The sequence below is a fragment of the Corynebacterium sp. ACRPE genome (genome assembly GCF_022347435.1).
GTDB lineage: Bacteria > Actinomycetota > Actinomycetes > Mycobacteriales > Mycobacteriaceae > Corynebacterium > Corynebacterium tuberculostearicum_D.
Genome location: NZ_JAKRNA010000034.1, coordinates 1 through 19,981 on the forward strand (window position 1 = coordinate 1; position 19,981 = coordinate 19,981).

General features: G+C 60.7%; 21 protein-coding genes and 1 tRNA gene. 5 read left to right on the forward strand and 17 right to left on the reverse strand.

The window, feature by feature from the left end; translation table 11 throughout:
- Nucleotides 1-59: 59 nt before the first annotated feature.
- Nucleotides 60-141 (reverse strand) — tRNA-Leu (locus MHY13_RS11280).
- Between the two features lie 123 nt (nt 142-264).
- Between MHY13_RS11280 and MHY13_RS11285 the strand changes: the two genes are divergently transcribed.
- Nucleotides 265-654, forward strand: coding sequence for a hypothetical protein (locus MHY13_RS11285; protein ID WP_204611410.1), 390 nt, complete (start codon nt 265-267; stop codon nt 652-654).
- A gap of 2 nt (nt 655-656) precedes the next feature.
- Nucleotides 657-1,001 carry a DUF3817 domain-containing protein gene (locus MHY13_RS11290; RefSeq protein WP_204611086.1) on the forward strand — a complete coding sequence of 115 codons (345 nt, stop codon included), beginning with the start codon at nt 657-659 and terminating at the stop codon, nt 999-1,001.
- On the opposite strand, the gene rdgB is transcribed toward MHY13_RS11290, so the two are convergent.
- The 8 genes from rdgB to clpS all read right to left on the reverse strand — a co-directional run bounded on the left by rdgB (nt 998) and on the right by clpS (nt 6,416).
- Nucleotides 998-1,606 carry an RdgB/HAM1 family non-canonical purine NTP pyrophosphatase gene (gene rdgB, locus MHY13_RS11295; protein ID WP_204611085.1) on the reverse strand — a complete coding sequence of 203 codons (609 nt, stop codon included), beginning with the start codon at nt 1,604-1,606 and terminating at the stop codon, nt 998-1,000. The genes MHY13_RS11290 and rdgB overlap by 4 nt on opposite strands.
- Nucleotides 1,600-2,328 carry a ribonuclease PH gene (rph, locus tag MHY13_RS11300; protein ID WP_005323955.1) on the reverse strand — a complete coding sequence of 243 codons (729 nt, stop codon included), beginning with the start codon at nt 2,326-2,328 and terminating at the stop codon, nt 1,600-1,602. The genes rdgB and rph overlap by 7 nt, the downstream gene beginning before the upstream one ends.
- 15 nt (nt 2,329-2,343) lie before the next feature.
- Nucleotides 2,344-3,105: an MBL fold metallo-hydrolase gene (locus MHY13_RS11305; RefSeq protein WP_239283159.1), complete on the reverse strand. Its 762-nt coding sequence runs from the start codon at nt 3,103-3,105 to the stop codon at nt 2,344-2,346.
- Between the two features lie 71 nt (nt 3,106-3,176).
- Complete coding sequence (gene murI / locus MHY13_RS11310) at nt 3,177-3,956, reverse strand: glutamate racemase (protein ID WP_239283160.1); 780 nt, start codon at nt 3,954-3,956, stop codon at nt 3,177-3,179.
- Entirely contained in the window at nt 3,956-4,609 is a 654-nt protein-coding gene (locus tag MHY13_RS11315) for a rhomboid family intramembrane serine protease (RefSeq protein ID WP_204611082.1), read from the reverse strand. The genes murI and MHY13_RS11315 overlap by 1 nt, the downstream gene beginning before the upstream one ends.
- Nucleotides 4,610-4,622: 13 nt before the next feature.
- Nucleotides 4,623-5,549 (reverse strand): P1 family peptidase, encoded by a 927-nt coding sequence (locus MHY13_RS11320; protein WP_239283166.1) that lies wholly within the window; start codon nt 5,547-5,549, stop codon nt 4,623-4,625.
- Complete coding sequence (locus MHY13_RS11325; RefSeq protein ID WP_005323949.1) at nt 5,549-6,085, reverse strand: DUF2017 domain-containing protein; 537 nt, start codon at nt 6,083-6,085, stop codon at nt 5,549-5,551. Before MHY13_RS11325 ends, MHY13_RS11320 begins: the two co-directional genes overlap by 1 nt.
- 4 nt (nt 6,086-6,089) lie before the next feature.
- A complete protein-coding gene (gene clpS / locus MHY13_RS11330) occupies nt 6,090-6,416 on the reverse strand; it encodes an ATP-dependent Clp protease adapter ClpS (RefSeq protein ID WP_005323948.1) in 327 nt (108 codons plus the stop codon).
- A 122-nt stretch (nt 6,417-6,538) separates the two neighbouring features.
- Here clpS and MHY13_RS11335 point away from each other — a divergent pair, with 122 nt between their 5' ends.
- Nucleotides 6,539-7,867: a nicotinate phosphoribosyltransferase gene (locus MHY13_RS11335; protein WP_284820739.1), complete on the forward strand. Its 1,329-nt coding sequence runs from the start codon at nt 6,539-6,541 to the stop codon at nt 7,865-7,867.
- Between the two features lie 18 nt (nt 7,868-7,885).
- The gene (locus tag MHY13_RS11340) at nt 7,886-9,865 is read left to right on the forward strand and encodes an ATP-dependent DNA helicase (protein ID WP_239283161.1); all 1,980 of its coding nucleotides are present in this window, start codon (nt 7,886-7,888) and stop codon (nt 9,863-9,865) included.
- On the opposite strand, the gene MHY13_RS11345 is transcribed toward MHY13_RS11340, so the two are convergent.
- The 4 genes from MHY13_RS11345 to nrdF form a co-directional block, all read right to left on the reverse strand.
- Complete coding sequence (locus tag MHY13_RS11345) at nt 9,831-10,562, reverse strand: aminoacyl-tRNA hydrolase (protein ID WP_239283162.1); 732 nt, start codon at nt 10,560-10,562, stop codon at nt 9,831-9,833. The two genes, MHY13_RS11340 and MHY13_RS11345, sit on opposite strands and share 35 nt — an antisense overlap.
- A complete protein-coding gene (gene serB / locus MHY13_RS11350) occupies nt 10,555-11,745 on the reverse strand; it encodes a phosphoserine phosphatase SerB (protein ID WP_239194581.1) in 1,191 nt (396 codons plus the stop codon). The genes MHY13_RS11345 and serB overlap by 8 nt, the downstream gene beginning before the upstream one ends.
- Nucleotides 11,746-11,848: 103 nt before the next feature.
- Entirely contained in the window at nt 11,849-13,543 is a 1,695-nt protein-coding gene (gene ctaD / locus MHY13_RS11355; RefSeq protein ID WP_150850758.1) for a cytochrome c oxidase subunit I, read from the reverse strand.
- Nucleotides 13,544-13,885: 342 nt separating this feature from the next.
- The gene (nrdF, locus tag MHY13_RS11360) at nt 13,886-14,875 is read right to left on the reverse strand and encodes a class 1b ribonucleoside-diphosphate reductase subunit beta (protein WP_204611074.1); all 990 of its coding nucleotides are present in this window, start codon (nt 14,873-14,875) and stop codon (nt 13,886-13,888) included.
- A gap of 146 nt (nt 14,876-15,021) precedes the next feature.
- Between nrdF and MHY13_RS11365 the strand changes: the two genes are divergently transcribed.
- Nucleotides 15,022-15,717, forward strand: coding sequence for a FadR/GntR family transcriptional regulator (locus tag MHY13_RS11365; RefSeq protein WP_239283163.1), 696 nt, complete (start codon nt 15,022-15,024; stop codon nt 15,715-15,717).
- Nucleotides 15,718-15,772: 55 nt separating this feature from the next.
- On the opposite strand, the gene nrdE is transcribed toward MHY13_RS11365, so the two are convergent.
- The 4 genes from nrdE to MHY13_RS11385 all read right to left on the reverse strand — a co-directional run bounded on the left by nrdE (nt 15,773) and on the right by MHY13_RS11385 (nt 19,896).
- Entirely contained in the window at nt 15,773-17,935 is a 2,163-nt protein-coding gene (gene nrdE / locus MHY13_RS11370; protein ID WP_239283164.1) for a class 1b ribonucleoside-diphosphate reductase subunit alpha, read from the reverse strand.
- 54 nt (nt 17,936-17,989) lie between these two features.
- On the reverse strand, nt 17,990-18,421 hold the full coding sequence (gene nrdI, locus MHY13_RS11375) for a class Ib ribonucleoside-diphosphate reductase assembly flavoprotein NrdI (RefSeq protein WP_239194572.1): 432 nt from the start codon (nt 18,419-18,421) through the stop codon (nt 17,990-17,992).
- A gap of 23 nt (nt 18,422-18,444) precedes the next feature.
- The gene (gene nrdH / locus MHY13_RS11380; protein ID WP_204611069.1) at nt 18,445-18,684 is read right to left on the reverse strand and encodes a glutaredoxin-like protein NrdH; all 240 of its coding nucleotides are present in this window, start codon (nt 18,682-18,684) and stop codon (nt 18,445-18,447) included.
- Between the two features lie 306 nt (nt 18,685-18,990).
- On the reverse strand, nt 18,991-19,896 hold the full coding sequence (locus MHY13_RS11385) for an alpha/beta fold hydrolase (RefSeq protein WP_239283165.1): 906 nt from the start codon (nt 19,894-19,896) through the stop codon (nt 18,991-18,993).
- Nucleotides 19,897-19,981 lie beyond the last annotated feature (85 nt).

Here is a 19,981-nt window from a genome sequence, read left to right on the forward strand (position 1 = left end):
CTATGCGGGCGGTGATATGCGAAAGCGCCGCCGGCTTCGAGAGCCAGCGGCGCCGATAGTGCGCCCGGTGAGACTTGAACTCACACGTCATAAGACACTAGAACCTAAATCTAGCGCGTCTGCCAATTCCGCCACGGGCGCGGGGGACTTGCCATAGTGTACACGGCACGCCGTCAATCCAGAAACCAGGGGTGTTCTGTTTTCCGGCCGCTGGTGGGTAGGGTGGAACGCGTGAGCACTCAAGAGGAAAAGAAGAACAAGCGCATGCAGGTGCGGTGGTGGCACATCCTCCTCATCGCGTTTTTCGTCGTGCTCTTCCTATTCCTGGCCTATTGGCAATGGACGCGCTTCCGCTCCGGCTCGGGCACCTTCCAAAACTTGGGCTATGCCTTCCAGTGGCCACTGTTCGCCGTGTTCGTGGTCTATGCCTATCGCACCACGCTGCGCTATGAAAACGAGCGCCTCGCGGCCGAGGAAGAAGCCCGCGACATGGATAGCACCGTCACTGAGGCCCCGGCTGAGTCTCCCGCACAGCCGCAGGCAGATACCAAAATCGATGAGGATTTCCTGCCCCAGCGGCCGCAGATAGATGTGGAAACGTTCAACGCCATGAATACCCCGCGCCGCCGGCGCGGCGAGAATGAAGAAAGCTGATTATGACCAATAAAGTTCACCCCGCCCGCCAGGCCCGCATCCGCGGACCTTTGAAGTTTTTCTCCATCGCGGCCACCGTGACCGGTGTCTTCCTGATTATCCTGGTCATCCGCATGGTCTGCCAGTACCTCATCGGCATGGAGATCCCAGAGTGGGCCACCTATATCGCGATCGTGCACGGCATCGCGTACATGACCTACCTGCTGTCCATCCTCATCCTCGGCCCGCGCGCGCTGTGGCCGGTGGGCAAGCTCTTTACCACCGCCCTTGCCGGCGTGGTGCCCTTCCTGTCCTTCTGGATGGAGCACAAGCGCCGCAAGGAGATTAAGGAGGAGTTCCAGCTTTAGGAACTACGAACCAGCTCCGCGATGGCGGGGACTAGTTGACTTAGAGCGCGGCCGCGATGCGAGACCGCGTTCTTTTCTTCTGAGACCATCTCCGCGGCCGACCGGGACTCGCCTTCTGGCTGAAAGAGCGGGTCATAGCCAAAGCCGTTGTCCCCGCGCGGCTCGCGCAGGAAGCGGCCTTCCCAGCGGCCCTCGGCCACGTGCTCGGTGCCATCGGGAGTCACGAGCGCGCAGACGGAGACAAAGGCGGCGGCGCGGCGCTCATCGGGGACATCGGCCATCTGTGCCAAGACCAGGTCATTATTGGCCTGGTCATTGCCGTGCTGGCCGGACCAGCGGGCGGAAAGCACGCCGGGCATGCCGTTGAGCTCTTCGATGGCCAGGCCGGAATCATCCGCGATGGTGGCAAAGCCGGTCGCGGCCGCGCCGGCGCGGGCCTTGATGAGCGCGTTATCGGCAAAGGTGCGGCCGTCTTCCACCGGCTCTGGGTAGGGCTCCACGGCGGATAGCGGGCGCAGCTCGACGCCCTCGATGCCGGCGTCGGCCAGGATGCGCTCCAGCTCCGCGAGCTTCTTCGGGTTATTGGACGCGACGAGAATTACCACCCCAGCGCCGCCTTCTGTGCGGCAATGAGCTCGCGGCAGCCCTTCTGGGCTACGTCTAGCATCTCGTTGAGCTCCTCGCGACCAAAGAGTCCGTGCTCGCCGGTGCCCTGGATTTCCACGAAGTCACCGGATTCCTGCATCACCACGTTGAGGTCGACCTCGGCGCGGGAGTCTTCCTCATAAGGCAGGTCGAGGCAGATTTCGCCATCAATGATGCCAACCGAAACCGCGGCGATGGGATCGAGCAGCGGCTCGCCGGGGACGACGCCCTCGGCCTTGAGGTGTGCGATGGCGTCGGCAAGCGCAACATAGGCGCCGGTGATAGACGCAGTGCGGGTGCCGCCATCAGCCTGGAGGACGTCGCAGTCGAGCTGGATGGTGTTCTCGCCCAGCTCCTCCAAGTCCACCGCGGCGCGCAGGGAGCGGCCGACGAGGCGGGAAATCTCATGGGTGCGGCCCTTGACCTTGCCCTTCATGGATTCGCGCGGCATGCGGTCATGGGTGGCAGAAGGCAGCATGGCGTACTCGGCGGTAAGCCAGCCTTCGCCCGAATCACGCTTGAAGCGCGGCACGCCATATTCCACAGATGCGGTGCACATGACGCGGGTATTGCCAAACTCCACCAGCACCGAGCCGGCCGGGTTGGTGGTGAAATTGCGGGTAATGCGGACGCTGCGCATCTGGTCGAGCGCGCGCCCATCGGCACGAGTAAATTCAGTCATGCCGTCCAGCGTATCTTAGAACTCCATCCCCGCGGCGCCGAGGACAATCTCTCCATCGAATTCGGAGCGGGCTGCCTCCAAAGTTGCTTGCGCATCGCCCCACGGTTGAATGTGGATGAGCACCAGCTTGCCCACACCCGCCTCGCGTGCCGCCCTACCGGCTTCCGCGCCCGACATGTGCATGTCCGGCGCCTTGCCCTCCGAGGTCTCGCCCCAGGCCGCCTCGCAGAGGAAGATGTCGGCACCACGGGCGGCTTCGACAAGCGCGGGCGTATACGAAGAGTCACCGGAATAGGTAATAATCTGGCCCGTCTTCGTATGCTCCACGCGCAAGGCATAGGCCTCTACCGGGTGGTTTACCGCGAAGGGGGTGATATAGACATCATCTACCAGCTGGCGCTCGCCCGGCTCCCAGGCACTAAAGGCGAAGGTATCGGACATGTCATCGATGCCATCGACCTCATCGGAGGACAGGCGACCCAGGTGCGTGGGCGTAGCCTTCGGCCCGAAGCACATATTGCGCGAAGCCGCCGGCGCCGTGGGATGGAAGCGGCGCCACACCATCAGGGAAGGAAAATCCAGGCAGTGATCGGCATGCAAATGGCTAAAGGCCACGTGCGCATCACAAGGATCCTGCTGCTGTTCCAGCTGCGCCAAGGTGCCAGGGCCCATATCGAGGACGATGGACGGCGCATTATCGAAGGACAGCAAGTAGCCTGAGGCGGGATTCTGGGCGGTGGGGACGCTACCGGAGCAGCCTAGGATGGTCAGCTTCATGGGCTCAATAGTTCCATGAAATCACCCCGCATGCGTACTCAACGTGCAAACGGGGGAGAAATTGCACTTCCTTATGCAATCTGGGGGCCGAGAAAGCGCGTGGCAAGGCGGGCAAAGGCCTCTGGGTCGCCGGTAGATTCAAAAGTGTGGACCGGCTGATTATCTGCGGGGGCCAACATATCCGTTTCCGTGAGAATCCGCATCACATCCTTGGTGGTCTCCTCTGAGGAGGTCACCAGCGAAACATTATCGCCCATCGCCAGCTGGATAATGCCGGTCAACAGCGGATAATGCGTGCAGCCCAACACCAGCGTGTCTACCCCTTGCGCTTGCAGCGGGGCCAGGTAGCCCTCTGCGACGCCGAGAATCTGGCGGCCGGCGGTAATGCCCCGCTCGACAAAGGGAACAAAGTCCGGGCAGGCGGTGGCAAAGGCCTGCACCTTGGGGTTGAGTGCGAATAAGTCTTGATAGGCGCCAGACTTGATGGTGCCTTCAGTGCCGATGACGCCGATTTTTCCATTGCGCGTGGTGGACATGGCACGGCGCACCGCGGGCTGGATGACCTCCACGATGGGGATATCGTAGCGCTCGCGCGCATCGTGCAAGAAGGCGGCGGTGGCGGTATTGCACGCGATGACCAGCATCTTGCAGCCGCGTTCCACCAGCCGATCGGCCACGTCTTGAGAAAAGGCGCGGACTTCAGAGATGGGCCGCGGGCCATAAGGGCTGTGGGCGGTATCGCCGGTATAGATGACGGATTCGTGCGGCAGCTGTTCCATCACCGCGCGGGCCACGGTGAGCCCGCCCACGCCGGAATCAAAGATGCCGATGGGAGAGGTCGCAGTTGGCATTAGCGCTTCACTGCCTTAACCGGGTCGTCCGAGGTAATGGTCATACCGGCGAGGATTCCGCCGATGGCACCGAAGAGGTGGCCCTGCCAGCTCACGCCCTCGTAGACGGGCAACACGCCCCATACCAAGCCGGAGTAGGCGAAGCCGAGCACGATGCCCAAGATGGTCTGGATGAGCGAGCGGTTAAAAATTCCGCGCACAATCAGATATGCCAGCCAGCCATAGACCAAGCTGGAAGCACCGATATGGGAGGTACCGGGGCCGCCGATAAACCAGGTTCCAAGACCCGCGACCAGCGTGGTGATCAGCGTGACCTCCCACCAGGCCTTGCGGCCGGACAGACCGATGAGGAAGCAGAAGATGGCGCCGGGCACCGAGTTAGACATCAAGTGCTCAAAGTTGGCGTGGAGCAGCGGGGCGGTGACAATGCCCCAGATGCCATTGAAATCCAGCGGGCGAATGCCGTAGTTAGAAAGCTGGCCACCAAACAGGAAGGCGTTGATGATGTGGACCGCCCACTCCACCACGAGAAAGCCAATGGCTATAGAAAAGCCGGTGGTGATGCGGCCACTGCGGGTGTAGTTCTTGGAATCGCCGCGATTGACCTGGCCCGTGGGCGCCGGCTGGTAGTTAGATGTTCCACCTAAAGTCATAATGCGCCTTATCTTAGTCCAGCAGATCGCGGTACGCGCTCAAGCCTAGGCCGGGGTCGGCGGCGGTGACCGCGTTGACGATGGCTTCTTCCACGGCGTCGGCGGCCGCGGCGCACAGCTGGGTTATCACCTGCGTGCTCAGTTCGGCCGGGCGCTCGGCAGTGGACAAGGCGAAAATCGTGTCCCCATCCAGCGGCGAATGCGCAGGGCGTACAGCGCGGGCGATGCCGTCGTGGGCAGTCATGGCCAGGCGCTGGGCTTGGGCGGTGGTAACGGGGGCGTCGGCAAGCACGGCGCCAATGGTGGTATTGAGCTTGGACTCCGCTGGGTGCGGCAAGGCGCGGTAGGCGGCAGCATTGACCGGGGTGTGCCCCGGCGCGCCGTACAGCCGGCCGGACTGCGGCTCGATGACCTCGCCCACGGGGTTGGCAACCATCGCGGCGCTGACCTCGTAGTCACCCACCCGGCGCGTGGCCAGCCCGAAGCCGCCGCGCAGTTTGCCAGCAGTAGCACCCACGCCGGCTCCCACCGACCCCATGGATTCGTCGCTGCCCGTGAATGCGGCTCGCAGCGCGGCTGCGCCTTCCTCCGGACCGGGACGGGAAGGCCCGACCAGCAGATCAAAAATCACGGCGCCGGGAACGATAGGCACGCGCGGCCCAGGCTTGTCCTCCCCGAAGACGGGAAAGCCGATCCCTTGCTCTGCCAGCTCATTCATCACGCCGTCGGCAGCGGCCAAGCCAAAGGCGGAGCCGCCTGCTAACACCACGGCGTGGACGCGCTCGACCGTATTGTGCGGCTGTAAAAGGTCCGTTTCGCGGGTGCCTGGGCCGCCGCCGCGCACATCGACGCTGCCGAGCGCTCCGCCCGGCCCGCAGTAGAGCACTGTGACTCCGGTATCGGTGCCGCTATAGTGCCCGATGCTCATGCCGTCCGGCATTAGTCCATCAACACCTGCAGCAGCGAATCCTGGCAAAAAGCCAGCCACTCCACGAGGCTATCGCGGTCAGACATCAGGTTGTCATCGGCCACATCGCCCGCCGCGACAAAGAGGCGGAGGTCGTTGAGGCCAGCGACGAAGGCCTGGGCCTCTTGTTCGTTGATGGTGACCTCTACCCCACCGGTAGGTCCGAGGGCAGAGCCAATCACCTGCAGGTTTTCCAGCTTGGCGCGCGCAATGTCGTTTTCATGCAGGGAACGCAGCAATGATGCATCGCCTTCATATTCCTCATCGCCGGGCATTTCAAAGTCCGGGAAGAGACGGGCCAGCGAGGGATCATCCGGGGCCTCGGTATGGCCGGTGGGCATGTCCAGCATTTCCGCCAGCTCGTCCTTGGGCGCGGACTGGGCGCGCTTAATGATCGCCTCAGAGACGGTGGCGGTGAGATCGCCCAGGACCTCGCGCTCCATTGGTTCGAATACGGCCGTGATCTTCGGCGCGCGCATGAGGGACTTCTTTTTCTTCCACGGTTGCATCTATTTAACCTGCCTGCTGCATCGTTGCCCACAGACCGGCGATCTGGAGCTTTTTCACGTCCGCTTCAATCTTGTCGCGCTCGCCGCTGGACACGGCGGCTTTACCCTCGGTGTGGACCTGCATCATGAGTTCATTGGCCCGCTTCTTGTCATAGCCCAACACTGTTTGGAATACATAGGACACGTAGCTCATCAAGTTGACGGGGTCATCCCACACGATGCACATCCACGGCAGGTTCTCGCTCGTGGCTACGTCTACGTCGAGTTCTTCATCCAATTCGGGCGTAGCCATCGGAGAGCTCATCCGGACTACAGGAAATTGCGCCTTCATGCCCTCTAGCCTAACCATATTTGGGAATCTATTGTGGGCCCGCGCAATCTGGCTTCGCACATTCCGGCGCCAAAGAATCTAAACCCCTGAAAACCACCTAGTCAGTGGGTATTATCACTCCCGTGAATGACAAAGCTATCCCTAATGATCGCTCTACTGCACTGCTCACGGATAAATATGAGCTAACGATGCTCCAGGCCGCGCTGCGCGATGGCTCGGCAAACCGCCAGGTCACCTGCGAGGTATTCAGCCGCCGCCTGCCCAATGAGCGCCGCTATGGCGTAGTTGCCGGCACCGAACGCGTCCTGCGCGCAGTGGAGGATTTCCGCTTCTCGGCCAATCAGTTAGCGGAGATGGACTTCCTGGATGAGCAGACTAAGGAGTACCTGCGCCACTACCGCTTTTCCGGGCAGATTGACGGTTACCGCGAGGGCGAGCTTTATTTCCCCAACTCCCCCATCCTGACGGTGCGCGGCACCTTTGGGGAATGCTTGGTTCTTGAGACCGTCATCTTGTCCATCATGAACGCCGATTCCGCGGTGGCTTCGGCCGCCTCCCGCATGGTCACGGCAGCCGACGGCCGCCCCATTATCGAGATGGGCTCGCGCCGCACCCACGAGTATGCGGCGGTAACCTCCGCCCGCGCGGCCTACCTGGCCGGCTTCAATGCCACCTCCAACTTGGAGGCGGGCTACCGCTACGGCATTCCGGTCTCCGGCACTGCCGCCCACTCCTGGACCTTGGCGCATACCAACCCGGATGGTACCCCGAATGAAGAGGCCGCCTTCCGCTCCCAGATCGACACCCTTGGCGTAGACACCACGCTTTTGGTCGATACCTATGACATCACCAAGGGCGTCGAGACCGCAGTGAAGGTAGGTGGACCGAAGCTCGGCGGCGTTCGCATCGATTCCGGTGACCTGGGTGCGGTTACCCGCCGCGTGCGCAAGCAGCTGGATGATTTGGGCAATCACAACACCAATATCGTGGTATCTTCCGACCTTGACGAGTTCGCCATCGCCGGCCTGCGCGGCGATCCGGTAGACGTCTACGGCGTCGGCACGTCCGTAGTAACCGGCTCCGGTGCGCCCACCGCGGGCATGGTCTACAAGGTCGTAGAGGTAGACGGCATCCCAGTGGCGAAGCGCTCTTCCTCCAAGCAATCCGTCGGCGGTGCCAAGCGGGCGCTGCGCACCTACCGTTCCTCGGGTGTGGCGGTAGAAGAGATCGTCTACCCCTTCGACGCACCAGCGCCGGATACCGGCCAGCTCGATACCCGCGAGATGACCATTCCCCTCATGCGCGATGGCCACATCGTCGACGGGCTGCCTGATCTGCATGCCTCCCGCGAGTATTTAGATCAGGCCCGCAAGACCCTGCCATGGGAAGGCCTGGCGCTCTCCCGCGATGAAGCGGCCGTGCCCACGCGGATGGTGGGCTTTAAAAAGTAGGCCGCTAGACTGTGTGGGGTGAGTGAGCACGCAGATGAGCCCCTAAACCTCGACACGGAAACGCTGCTGGGAAAGGCCGTTGATGCGCTGGGCGGCAGCCGGCGCGAAGGCCAGGTGCGCATGGCCACGGCCGTCTCGGCCGCGCTCGAAAAGGAGCGCCACCTAGCTGTGCAGGCCGGTACCGGTACCGGTAAATCCCTGGCCTACTTGGTCCCGGCTATCCGGCATGCGATGAACTCGGGGTCCACCGTCATCGTCTCCACCGCGACCCTAGCCTTGCAGCGCCAGCTGGTGGAGCGCGATCTGCCGCGGCTTACTAAGGCCCTCGCCCCTGTGATGGAGCGTACGCCCACCTTCGCCATCATGAAGGGCCGCAATAACTACCTGTGCATGAATAAGATTGCGGCTACCCCGGATGACCCGGAAGCTCTTATCGACGAATCCGAGATCTCCCACCGCGGCAAAGCCGTGCGCCGCATCCACGAGTGGGCGCAGGAAACCGACACCGGTGACCGCGATGACCTAGAGCCTGGCGTACCGGACTTGGTATGGCGGGCGGTATCGGTCACCTCCAACGAGTGCTTGGGCGCGTCGCGCTGCCCGCACGGGCCGGATTGCTTTGCGGAAGAGGCTCGCAGGGCGGCTGCCGACGTCGACATCGTGGTCACCAACCACGCCATGCTCGCCATCGACTCGGTTTCTGAGGCAAATATCTTGCCGGAGCACGACGTCGCCATTATCGATGAGGCCCACGAGCTCGACGGCCGCATCACCTCCGTATCTACCGCGGAGATTACTACCCGCGCCATCAAGATGGCCGCCAACCGCGCGAAGTCGCTGGGTAATGCCGGCAGTCTCTCGGACTTGGCCGAGGAATTTGATGACCTGATGAAAATCCAGGAGCCAGGCCGTTGGACCGACTTGGATGAAACCTCACAGGGGCACCTGCGCGCGCTTGCCGACGAATTCCTGCGCGTTAAGTCCCTCATTTCTCGCGCCCCAGAAGGCGAAGCCACCGACGACCCAGAGAAAAACGCCGAGCGCCAAAACTTGAGCAACCACCTTTCCGACCTAGCGCAGGCCGTGGCGCGCATGCTGGAGGTTTTCGCCACCGATGACCCGGCCAAGCAAGACGACGTCGTCTGGCTCGAGCGCGATCCGCGCAGCGACGCCGAGACCCTCGCCGTGGCGCCCCTGTCCATCGCCCACATGCTGCGCGAGAACCTCTTTGGGGAGCAGACGGTGGTGCTGACCTCGGCCACCCTCGCCCTCGGCGGCCGCTTCGATGCCATGGCCGCCCAGTGGGGCATGCCGAGTGGTACCTATGACACCTTGGATGCGGGAACGCCCTTCGATCCAGCCAAATCCGGCATCCTGTATACCGCCAAGCACCTCCCCGCGCCGGGCCGCGATGGTCTGCCCAAAGAAACCATCGATGAGATCTACGAGCTCATTATGGCCGCCGGCGGGCGCACGCTTGGTCTGTTCTCCTCCCGCCGCGCGGCGGAAGAGGCGGCCACCGCCCTCAAGCCGCGCATCCCCTTTGACCTCTTCGTACAAGGCGAGGATTCCATCGGCGCCCTGGTAGAAAAATTCTCCCAGAAGGAAAACTCCTGCCTCTTCGGCACGCTTACCCTGTGGCAAGGCGTGGACGTGCCGGGGCCGGCCTGTTCGCTGGTCATCATCGACCGCATTCCGTTCCCCCGACCGGACGATCCCCTGATGCAGGCGCGCGCCCAAGCCGCCGATGCTGCGGGCCGCTCCGGATTCATGGAGGTCTCCGCCAACCACGCCGCCTTGCTCATGGCCCAGGGCGCAGGCCGCCTGCTTCGCCACGTGACCGACCGCGGCGTGGTGGCCGTGCTCGATAACCGCTTGGAGTATAAGCGCTACGGCAGCTTCCTCAAGGCCTCCATGCCACGCTTTTGGCAAACCACCGACGCGGACACAGTGCGCGGCGCGCTTAAGCGATTGGTCGCCGCAGGGCGCACACGGTAGCCGAGTCCGGCGCAATCTCCGTGAACCCGGCGTCCACGATCACCACGGCGCCGTCCTGCGCGCAGGCCGTGCGAAAATCTTCGCCGGACACCTCGCACACCGAAAGCTCAAAACCGGTATCGGCCCAAGCACGAGCCTCCTCCACCGACATCGCCGCAGCGAGCATCATCGAACCGTGGCCCACCTGCGCTGCGGCCTTGCCCGCAGACATGTCGAGGCTGCGGTCGACGTAGATGACGGGGGCGTCGCCAAGCGGGGCTCCCGGCTCATCATAGGCAAGGTCAGTGTGACCGATCTGCAGCTTGCCGATGAGCGGATCCACCTCCCCCACGGCCGAAGGCGCGAAGGCCCGGGCACGGTCCGCCACAGTCACGCCCGGCAGGCTCTGCACATCGCGCCAGGCCTTATTGCGCGCCCGGCGGGCGATTTTGCGGATGCGGTGGCCATACCACTGTCCCAGGGCGTGGGCGAAGGCCCCGTCCTCCCCCGCGCGCTCGTCCAAGCACACGGCCACAACGGCGCTGGCGGCCGCCTCCAGCACCTCCGTGCGCGCCGGCGGCTCCTGCTTTGGCAGGTTAAGCACAATCTGCATCGCTTGGATGGTGGCGGGCTCGTCGGGGTTTTCTGGGTCATCGCGCCACGAACGCGAATCACATGCCTCCACCAAACGCTGGTGGGCTACTTCAAACTTATCCACGAACAACCTCCTCGGCCGGAATTCCCAAAATCTGTAGTACCTCATCCAACCGCCGGTGATTTACCGAGGTATCCGCCACCTCTTGCAGCGCCGGCTTAGCGTTAAAGGCGATGCCCAGCCCCGCGGCGGTAATCATATCGATGTCATTGGCGCCGTCGCCCACGGCGACCGTCTGGCGCATGCTCACGCCGGAATCCGCGGCGAACTCCCGCAGGAATTCCTCCTTGGCCTTGCGGTCAACCACCTTGCCGGTTACGCGGCCGGTGAGCTTGCCATCGGCGATCTCCAAGGTATTGGCGCGGACGTAATCTAAGTGCATTTCTGCGGCTAGGCCCTCTAGAACTTGGATGAACCCACCGGAGACCACAGCGGTGCGATAACCGATGTGGTTGAGCGTGGCAATGGTCTCGCGGGCACCGGAGGTCAGCTGAATCTCGCGGGCTACCTCATCGATGATGGAAGCATCCAGGCCGGCCAGAACGGCCACGCGCTCGCGTAGGGACTCCTCAAAATCCAACTCGCCGCGCATAACCCGGGCCGTAATGGCGGCAACCTCTTCCTCTTTGCCGGCGTGCGCGGCTAGCATCTCGATGACCTCGCCTTGGATGAGGGTGCTATCGCAGTCGAAGCAGACGAGGCGTTTGGAGCGTCGGCCCAGACCCGCAGGTTCGATGGCAATGTCGATACCAATCTGCTGTGCTAGCTCTGCCAGCGCTTGGCGCACAGGTGCCGCGGAACCATCGAGGGACAAGAAAAGCTCCAGGCCGGTGAGCGGGGAGGTCGACAGCCCGCGGATGCGGTCGATATTGGTATCGAAGTTGGCCAGTACGCGGGCGACCTCCTCTACGTGGTGGGCGGTGACTTCCGTTCCCATGAGAACCACCACATGCGTGGAGCGAGCTCGCGCGCTAGATTCCTCCTCCCGCACGTCCACGGATACCTGTTGCCCGTAGATGCTCAAGGTATTGCGCAACCCCTGTGCAATCTGATCGGCGCGCGTACGGGGAATGCGGGTATGGGCAGCAAGGGTGATGCGGCCGGAAAAGATGGCCTGTTCGACGTCGACAAGCGCGGCGTTATAAGACGCTAACACGCGGAAGAAGGCCGCCGAGACCCCAGGCTTGTCCGGCCCGGTGGTGGTAATAACGGCATAGGTATCAGCTTGGGTACTCACGCCGCCCATTATCGCACGTAGGGCAAACAAGATACGCCAAAGCCGCCTCCCACGGCCCTTGGCGGGCTGGGAGGCGGCTTAAGTCAGGAGTGCTTTAGCGAGTTATATCGCTTTAGTGGCTACCCACGTGTGCTTCTTCGCGCATGCGCTGAACCATGTGCGGGTAGTGCAGCTCGAAGGCCGGACGCTCGGAGCGGATACGCGGCAGCGAAACGAAGTTGTGGCGCGGCGGCGGGCAGGAGGTTGCCCACTCGAGGGAGTTGCCGTAGCCCCATGGGTCATCCACGGTAACGATCTCGCCGTAGCGCCAGGACTTGAAGACGTTCCACACCAGCGGGATAACGGAAGCGCCGAGGACGAAGGAGAAGATGGTGGAAATCTGGTTGAAGACCGTGAAGCCATCGGACTCCAAGTAGTCAGCGTAACGACGCGGCATACCCATGTTGCCGACCCAGTGCTGAACCAGGAAGGTGCCGTGGAAGCCGATGAAGGTCAACCAGAAGTGAATCTTGCCCAGACGCTCGTCCAGCATGCGGCCGGTCATCTTCGGGAACCAGAAGTACAGGCCGGCGAAGGCGGAGAACACAACCGTACCGAACAGGGTGTAGTGGAAGTGCGCAATTAGGAAGTAGGACTCAGCCAGCTGGAAGTCCAGGGCCGGGGATGCCAGCATAACGCCGGTCATGCCGCCGAACAGGAAGGTAGCCATGAAGCCCATGGCGAAGATCATCGGGGTATCCCAGGTGATATGGCCCTTCCACATGGTGCCCACCCAGTTGAAGAACTTAACACCGGTTGGAACCGCAATCAGGAACGTCATGAAGGAGAAGAACGGCAGCAGGATAGCGCCGGTGACGAACATGTGGTGTGCCCACACAGCCATGGACAGGGAGCCGATGGCCAGCAGTGCGAAGACCAGGCCGATGTAGCCGAAGACCGGCTTGCGGGAGAAGACCGGAACGACCTCAGACACAACGCCGAAGAACGGCAGCGCGAGGACGTAAACCTCAGGGTGGCCAAAGAACCAGAACAGGTGCTGCCACAGGATGCCGCCACCATTAGCGGAATCGTAGATGTGGCCGCCCAGCTTGCGGTCATACAGAACGCCCAGTGCCGCAGCGGTCAGCAGCGGGAAGATCATCAGCACGATGGCGGACGCGGTAAACACAGCCCAGCTGAAGACCGGTAGACGGAACATCGTCATGCCCGGTGCGCGCAGGGTCAGGATGGTCGTAATCATGTTGACAGCGGAGGCAATGGTACCGACACCGGTAGCGCCCACGCCGACGATCCACATATCAGCGCCGATGCCCGGGGTGTGGACACCATCAGCCAGCGGCATGTACATGGTCCAGCCGAAGTCAGCCGCACCACCTGGGGTAACGAAGCCCAGCAGCATCACGGTGCCGCCCAGCAGGGTAACCCAGAAGCCGAAGGCGTTCAGACGCGGGAAGGCCACGTCCGGCGCACCAATCTGCAGCGGCAGGATGTAGTTACCAAAGCCCCACACGACTGGGGTCGCAAACAGCAGCAGCATCACGGTGCCGTGCATGGTGAACAGCTGATTGAACTGCTCATTGGACAAGAACTGGAGACCCGGGGTGAACAGCTCCGCGCGGATCAACAGTGCCATAAAGCCACCGAGGAAGAAGAAGCTGAAGGACATGATCAAGTACATGATGCCCAGCTGCTTGTGGTCGGTGGTGGTTAGAAATACCCAAGCCTTTGAACCGGTCTTCGCGTTACCGGTTGGCTCTGGACGTGTGGGGGCGACGTAATCGTCGACCCGTGGCGCCACAGCGGTCATAAAATCCTCCTGAATAACAAAGTGTCTGTGGACAGACTCCACCTACACCTAGGTTTACTCGCCTTATATTAGGCCATTTTCCCCTGTTCTTTCCAGCTTCCCCCAATACTTCGCCACAAGGCCAAGCCTCACCACTGACCACATCTGCCACATTGCCCCTGCACGTGGCGCGGCCACTATTTCCACCGACGGTTTTCGCCAAAGATCCAGCGTGCTATATGTCACAGCCGCGCCGAATTGTGCGGGCCCAAAACGCAAAAACACACCCCCGCTCGTTATCAACCTTTCGGTTGAGTTCGAGCAAAAGGTGTGCCGCTAGACCACGCTGATCAGCGGGAATGCTTAGAAGTCCCAGTCATCATCCGTGGTGTCCTCAGCCTTGCCGATGACATAGGACGAACCCGAACCAGAGAAGAAGTCATGGTTCTCGTCGGCATTTGGCGACAACGAGGACAAGATAGCCGGGGAAACGCGGGTCTCATCGGCTGGGAAGAGCCCCTCAAAGCCCAAGTTATTCAGTGCCTTATTGGCGTTGTACCGCAGGAAGCGCTTAACGTCCTCGGTCCAGCCCAGGTCATCGTAGAGATCCTCGGTGTAGTCGATCTCATTGTCGTAGAGGTCATAGAGCAAGTCGAAGGTGTATTCCTTCAGCTCCGCCTGGCGCTCTTCATCCAGCTGCTTATACGCCTGCTGGAACTTATAACCAATGTAGTAGCCATGCACAGCCTCATCGCGGATAATCAGGCGGATGATATCGGCGGTGTTGGTGAGCTTCGCGCGGGAGGAGAAGTACATCGGCAGGTAGAAGCCGGAGTAGAACAGGAAGGACTCCAGCAGCGTGGAGGCCACCTTCTTCTTCAGCGGATCATCGCCCTTGTAGTAGGACAAAATGATCTTGGCCTTCTTCTGCAGGTTCTCGTTTTCTTCGGACCAGCGGAAGGCATCGTTGATCATCGGCGTGGACGCCAGGGTCATAAAGATATTGGAATAGGACTTGGCGTGCACGGACTCCATGAAGGCGATATTGGTGTAGACCGCTTCCTCATGCAGAGTCTGGGAATCCGGAAGGAGGGAAATCGCACCCACCGTGCCCTGGATGGTATCCAGCAGCGTCAGGCCGGTAAAGACCCGCATGGTGGTTTCCTTTTCCTTCTCCGTCAGCGTCTTCCAGCTGGGCAGGTCATTGGAGACGGGGACCTTTTCTGGCAGCCAGAAATTACCGGTGAGGCGATCCCAAACCTCGAGGTCCTTTTCATCCGGGATGCTATTCCAGTTAATGGCCTTAACTGGCTTTTCATGACTAGAAACGTAGTCATCGTACTCGTGCGACACGCGGCGTCACTCCAATACATAATACGGACACTTTTAGCTCCCCAGCATACCCAATTCGCCCGCCCTCTAAATCATTGTGGTGAATGCCTCATGCCTATACTGATCCCAGCTATACCGAGTGCCCGCACAGAGAGGATTCACCCACGATGAGCGCCACCCCTCCCCTACTCGGCTCCGTGGTGGATCAACTCGGCGCGGATATAGTAAGCGGAGACATCGCCGAGGGCGAGCGGTTCCGTCTGGGGGACGTCGAAAAGCGTTTTGGCATCTCCCGCACCGTGGCCCGCGAAGCCATGCGCGCCCTGGAGCACCTCGGCATGGTCAGCTCTGGGCGCCGCGTGGGAATCACGGTGCTGCCGATGGACAATTGGGCGGTATATGACCCGGCGATCATCGGTTGGCGGTTAAACAACGACAAAACCCGCGGGCAGCAGGTGGCACGCCTCAACGAGTTGCGGCTGGGAATCGAGCCGGTGGCGGCCCGACTCGCAGCCGGCAATGCCAGCGCCGGGCAGCGGGCGGAACTACTTCGCCTCGCCGCGCGTTTAGCCGAGCTAGAGTCCACGCCTTCTCCGCGCGTGGGCGAGGAGCTGGAAACCGATCTGCGTTTCCACACCCTGATCTTGCAGGCTTCCGGCAATGAGATGCTGGCCGCGCTCGCCCCCTCGCTGGTGGCCATGCTCAAGGGCAAGTCCGTCTTTGGCTCCCGCAAGCGCGATCCCATAGGCGGGACTACACAACTGCACATGGAGCTGGCCCGGGCCATTGATGCCGGGCTTGCCGACGCCGCCGAAAGCACCTCCCGCACCATCCTCGACCGCACCCGGGCAGAAAACGGCTAAGCGCCTCGATGCACGTCCTTCCCCACGACGTGCATCGAGGCGCCCTAGCTGCGGTCTAAAGCATGCAGGATACGCAGCCCTCGATCTCGGTACCCTCCAGCGCCATCTGGCGCAGGCGGATGTAATACAAGGTCTTAATGCCCTTGCGCCACGCATAAATCTGCGCACGGTTGACATCGCGGGTGGTTGCGGTGTCCTTGAAGAAGAGCGTGAGCGATAGACCTTGGTCCACATACTTGGTGGCTACGGCATAGGTATCGACGATCTTCTCGTAGCCAATCTCATAGGAGTCCTTGAAGTACTCCAGGTTGTCATTATCCATGTGCGGCGCCGGGTAGTAGACGCGGCCGATCTTGCCCTCCTTGCGGATCTCAATCTTGGAGGCAATCGGGTGGATGGACGAGGTGGAGTTATTGATATAGGAAATCGAGCCCGTCGGCGGCACCGCCTGCAGGTTGCGGTTGTACAGGCCATGCTTGGCCACATCCTGCTTCAAGTCCTCCCAGTCCTGGGCGGACGGGGTGTGGATCGAAGAGGCGTCGAAAAGCTCCTGCACCTTCTTGGTCTTCGGCTTGAACTCTTCCGGATCGTAGCGGTCGAAGAATTCGCCGGAGGCATACTCGGACTGCGGGAACTCCGTGAAGTACTCGCCGCGCTCGCGGGCAATCTTATTGGAAGCGCGCAGCGCCGCATACAGCACGGCCGCAAAGTAGGCATTGGTGAAGTCCAAGCCCTCTTCCGAGCCATACTCGATGTGCTCGCGGCCCAAGTAACCGTGCAGGTTCATCTGGCCCAAGCCGATGGCGTGGGACTCGTCATTACCACGGCGCACGGACGGAACGGAATCGATGGAGGTCTTATCCGCCACTGCGGTCAGGCCGCGGATGGCGGTTTCCACCGTATTGGCGAAGTCCGGCGAATCCATGGTCATCGCGATATTCAGGGAACCCAAGTTGCAGGAAATATCGCTGCCCAGCTCTTCATAAGTCAGGTCCGCGTTGAATTCGGAGGCGGAGTTGACCTGCAGGATTTCCGAGCACAGGTTGGACATGTTGATCCACGAGGTCTTCACCGGATTCGCGCGGTTTACGGTGTCCTCGAACATGATGTACGGGTAACCGGACTCGAACTGCAGCTCGGCCACGGTCTGGAAGAAGTGGCGGGCGTTAATCTTCTTCTTGCGGATGCGTGGGTCTTCCACCATCTCCTCATAGTGCTCGGTGACGGAGATGTCACCGAAGGCCTTGCCATAGACGCGCTCGACGTCATACGGCGAGAAGAGGTACATATCATCATTGCGCTTAGCCAACGAAAAGGTGATATCCGGCACTACAATGCCCAGCGAGAGGGTCTTAATGCGGATCTTCTCATCCGCATTCTCGCGCTTGGTATCCAGGAAGTTCATGATGTCCGGGTGGTGCGCGTTGAGGTAGACCGCACCGGCACCCTGGCGGGCACCGAGCTGATTGGCGTAGGAGAAGGAATCCTCCAGCAGCTTCATCACGGGGATGACGCCGGAAGACTGGTTCTCAATGTGCTTAATCGGGGCACCGGACTCGCGGATATTAGACAGCAGCAGGGCCACGCCGCCGCCGCGCTTGGAAAGCTGCAGCGCGGAGTTGATGGAGCGGCCGATGGACTCCATATTGTCCTCTATACGCAGCAGGAAGCAGGAGACGAGCTCGCCGCGCTGGGCCTTGCCAGCGTTGAGGAAGGTCGGGGTAGCCGGCTGGAAGCGACCGGTCATGATCTCGTCTACGAGGTGCTCGGCCAAGCCTGCGTCGCCGTCTGCCAAGAACAGGGCGGTCATGGACACGCGGTCCTCAAAGCGCTCGAGGTAGCGGCGGCCATCAAAGGTCTTCAGCGTGTAGCTGGTGTAGTACTTATACGCGCCTAGGAAGGACTTGAAGCGGAACTTATAGGAATAAGCGCGCTTGAACAGCTCCTTAATAAAGGAGAAATCATACTGCTCGATGACCTGCGGGTCGTAGTACTTGTTATTAATCAGGTAATCGATCTTTTCTTCCAGATCATGGAAGTAGACCGTGTTTTGATTAACGTGCTGCAGGAAGAATTGGTTAGCGGCCTCGCGGTCTTTATCAAACTGAATCTTGCCGTTTGCATCGTAGAGATTCAGCATCGCATTCAGAGCGTGGTAATCCAACTGCTCTTCTGGCTTTACTGGCTCGGCGACGGTCTTCCCCAATTGCGTACTCACAGCTGACAAGGCCTTTCTTAAAAATCAGGATCTTTATTTAAGTCGTAGTGGGCGCTAGGCCGCGGCCTCGAGCCCAAGCTCGGCGGCGTTAGCCAATAAGCCTTCACGACAAATTTTTATATCGTCTTCGTTTCCCAGCAACTCGAAACGATATACATAGGGCACTTTACATTTGGCGCTGATGACGTCACCAGCCTTGCCAAAGTCGGCGCCAAAGTTGCTATTGCCACCCGCGATTACCGCGCGAATGAAACTACGGTTGTGCTCATCGTTCAGGAACTTAATTACCTGTGTGGGCACGGGCCGGGAGTTCTGGTGGTTAATGGACGCACCCCCGCCATAGGTGGGGCACACCAAAACATAGGGTTCGTTGACCTTGAGGGGCTCGTCCGTGCGGCGCAGCGGGATGCGCGCGCTAGGAAAGCCCAGTTTCTGCACGAACCGGTGCGTATTTTCCGTCGCGGAGGAAAAATACACGACCAACATCGCTACTGGCCTCCCCTATTCTCTTAAGCAGAGGCCGCTACGGAAGCCAAGCCCTTGATACGGTCAGGGCGGAAACCAGACCAGTGCTCGCCATTAGCCTCAACCACTGGGGCCTGAACGTAGCCCAGTGCCATAACGTAATCGCGGGCCTCTTCATCGGCCGAGATATCGACGAGGTCATACTCAAGGCCGGCACGGTCGAGGGCCTTCTTGGTGGCATTGCACTGGACGCATGCTGGCTTGGTGTAAACGGTGATAGACATATAGATCCTTAAAGCTCCTGCATTGAAAAATTCGTCAGAGCGGGGCGCGTTTTCCCGCCTATGCGGGCGCTTCCTGCGCCGCTCTGAGCAACATCAACGACACTATACTTTGGGGGAAATGCCCGCAACTAACACAATATGTAGTAGTTACAGCCGTGGTATTCCCAGGATGGCACACCCCCAGGCCCCACATGTTGTCCACACCTACGAACAGCCATGAAACTACACCAATGGCATTCCTGCAGGTTTACCTGGAGTTCACCATTTTGTGTGCCAAAGTTCACATTTTAGGGCTGGTACGTCACCTTAAGAGCCGACTACCGAAGGCTCGCCAGAGGCACAGGTCGCCGGGTCCGGACCCTCCCCAGGGGCGCGCTTTAGCCCAAAAATGACCTGACTCAACACCGTCGGGTCGGTCGGCAGCTTGTCGTGCCGAGGAGCCACGCCACAGACTTCGCTTAAGTCAAGGTTGACCACATCGGCGCCGTCGCCAAGCGCCAGCTGCGAAGAGCTATTCGGAGTCACCGTCGTATCCCCCGGCGAGTAAATGGAGGTATAAAGCACGCCTGGCGCGGTATCTGGCAGCGCATTGAGCCGTTTAATAAACTCCGACCCCACCACTTGCTGAATGCCGGCCGTACTTGCCATAAAAGCGGCGAGGTGCGGCGCAAAGGCAATGATTTTAGAGAGCGCCTCCCCCTGCCCGTTAAGCGTGGTGCCGTGGAAGTTGCCGCCCAGCGCTACCGCATGGGAGACATGATCCGCGCCATTGTGCATCTGGGTATAGGTCTTGATGTGCATGCCACCCTGGGAATGGCCCACCAAGTTCACCTTGTCCGACCCAGTGACCTCGCGGACATAGTCCACCTGATCCGCAATATCCGCGGCCGAATCATCCAGGTCCGCGATGGCTTTGACGCTTGGAATCATATTCTGCAAGGTCACATCATCGGCGCCGTAATCAAAGGCCCACACGCACGCCCCCTGATCTTGCAGGAGGTGGACCAAGTTTCCCCACACGGAAGCATTATTCGAGGTTCCATGCAGCAACACAACGGGCTCAGTGATGTCCCCTGAAGGCACGCAGGACGGGTCATTGATACCAAGGGACTCCGGCGCAGAGGATTCCCACTGTGGCTCTGCAGCATGCGCCACTGGGGCGGACAATCCGAGGGCGGCGGCAGTGAGCGCGGCAACGATTCGCTGGGACATAATTCTTCTTTCTCACGGCATGGATAGACAAATTAATTATATTCATACATTTGTCTTTATGTTCACTTGGATTTAAAAGAATTTA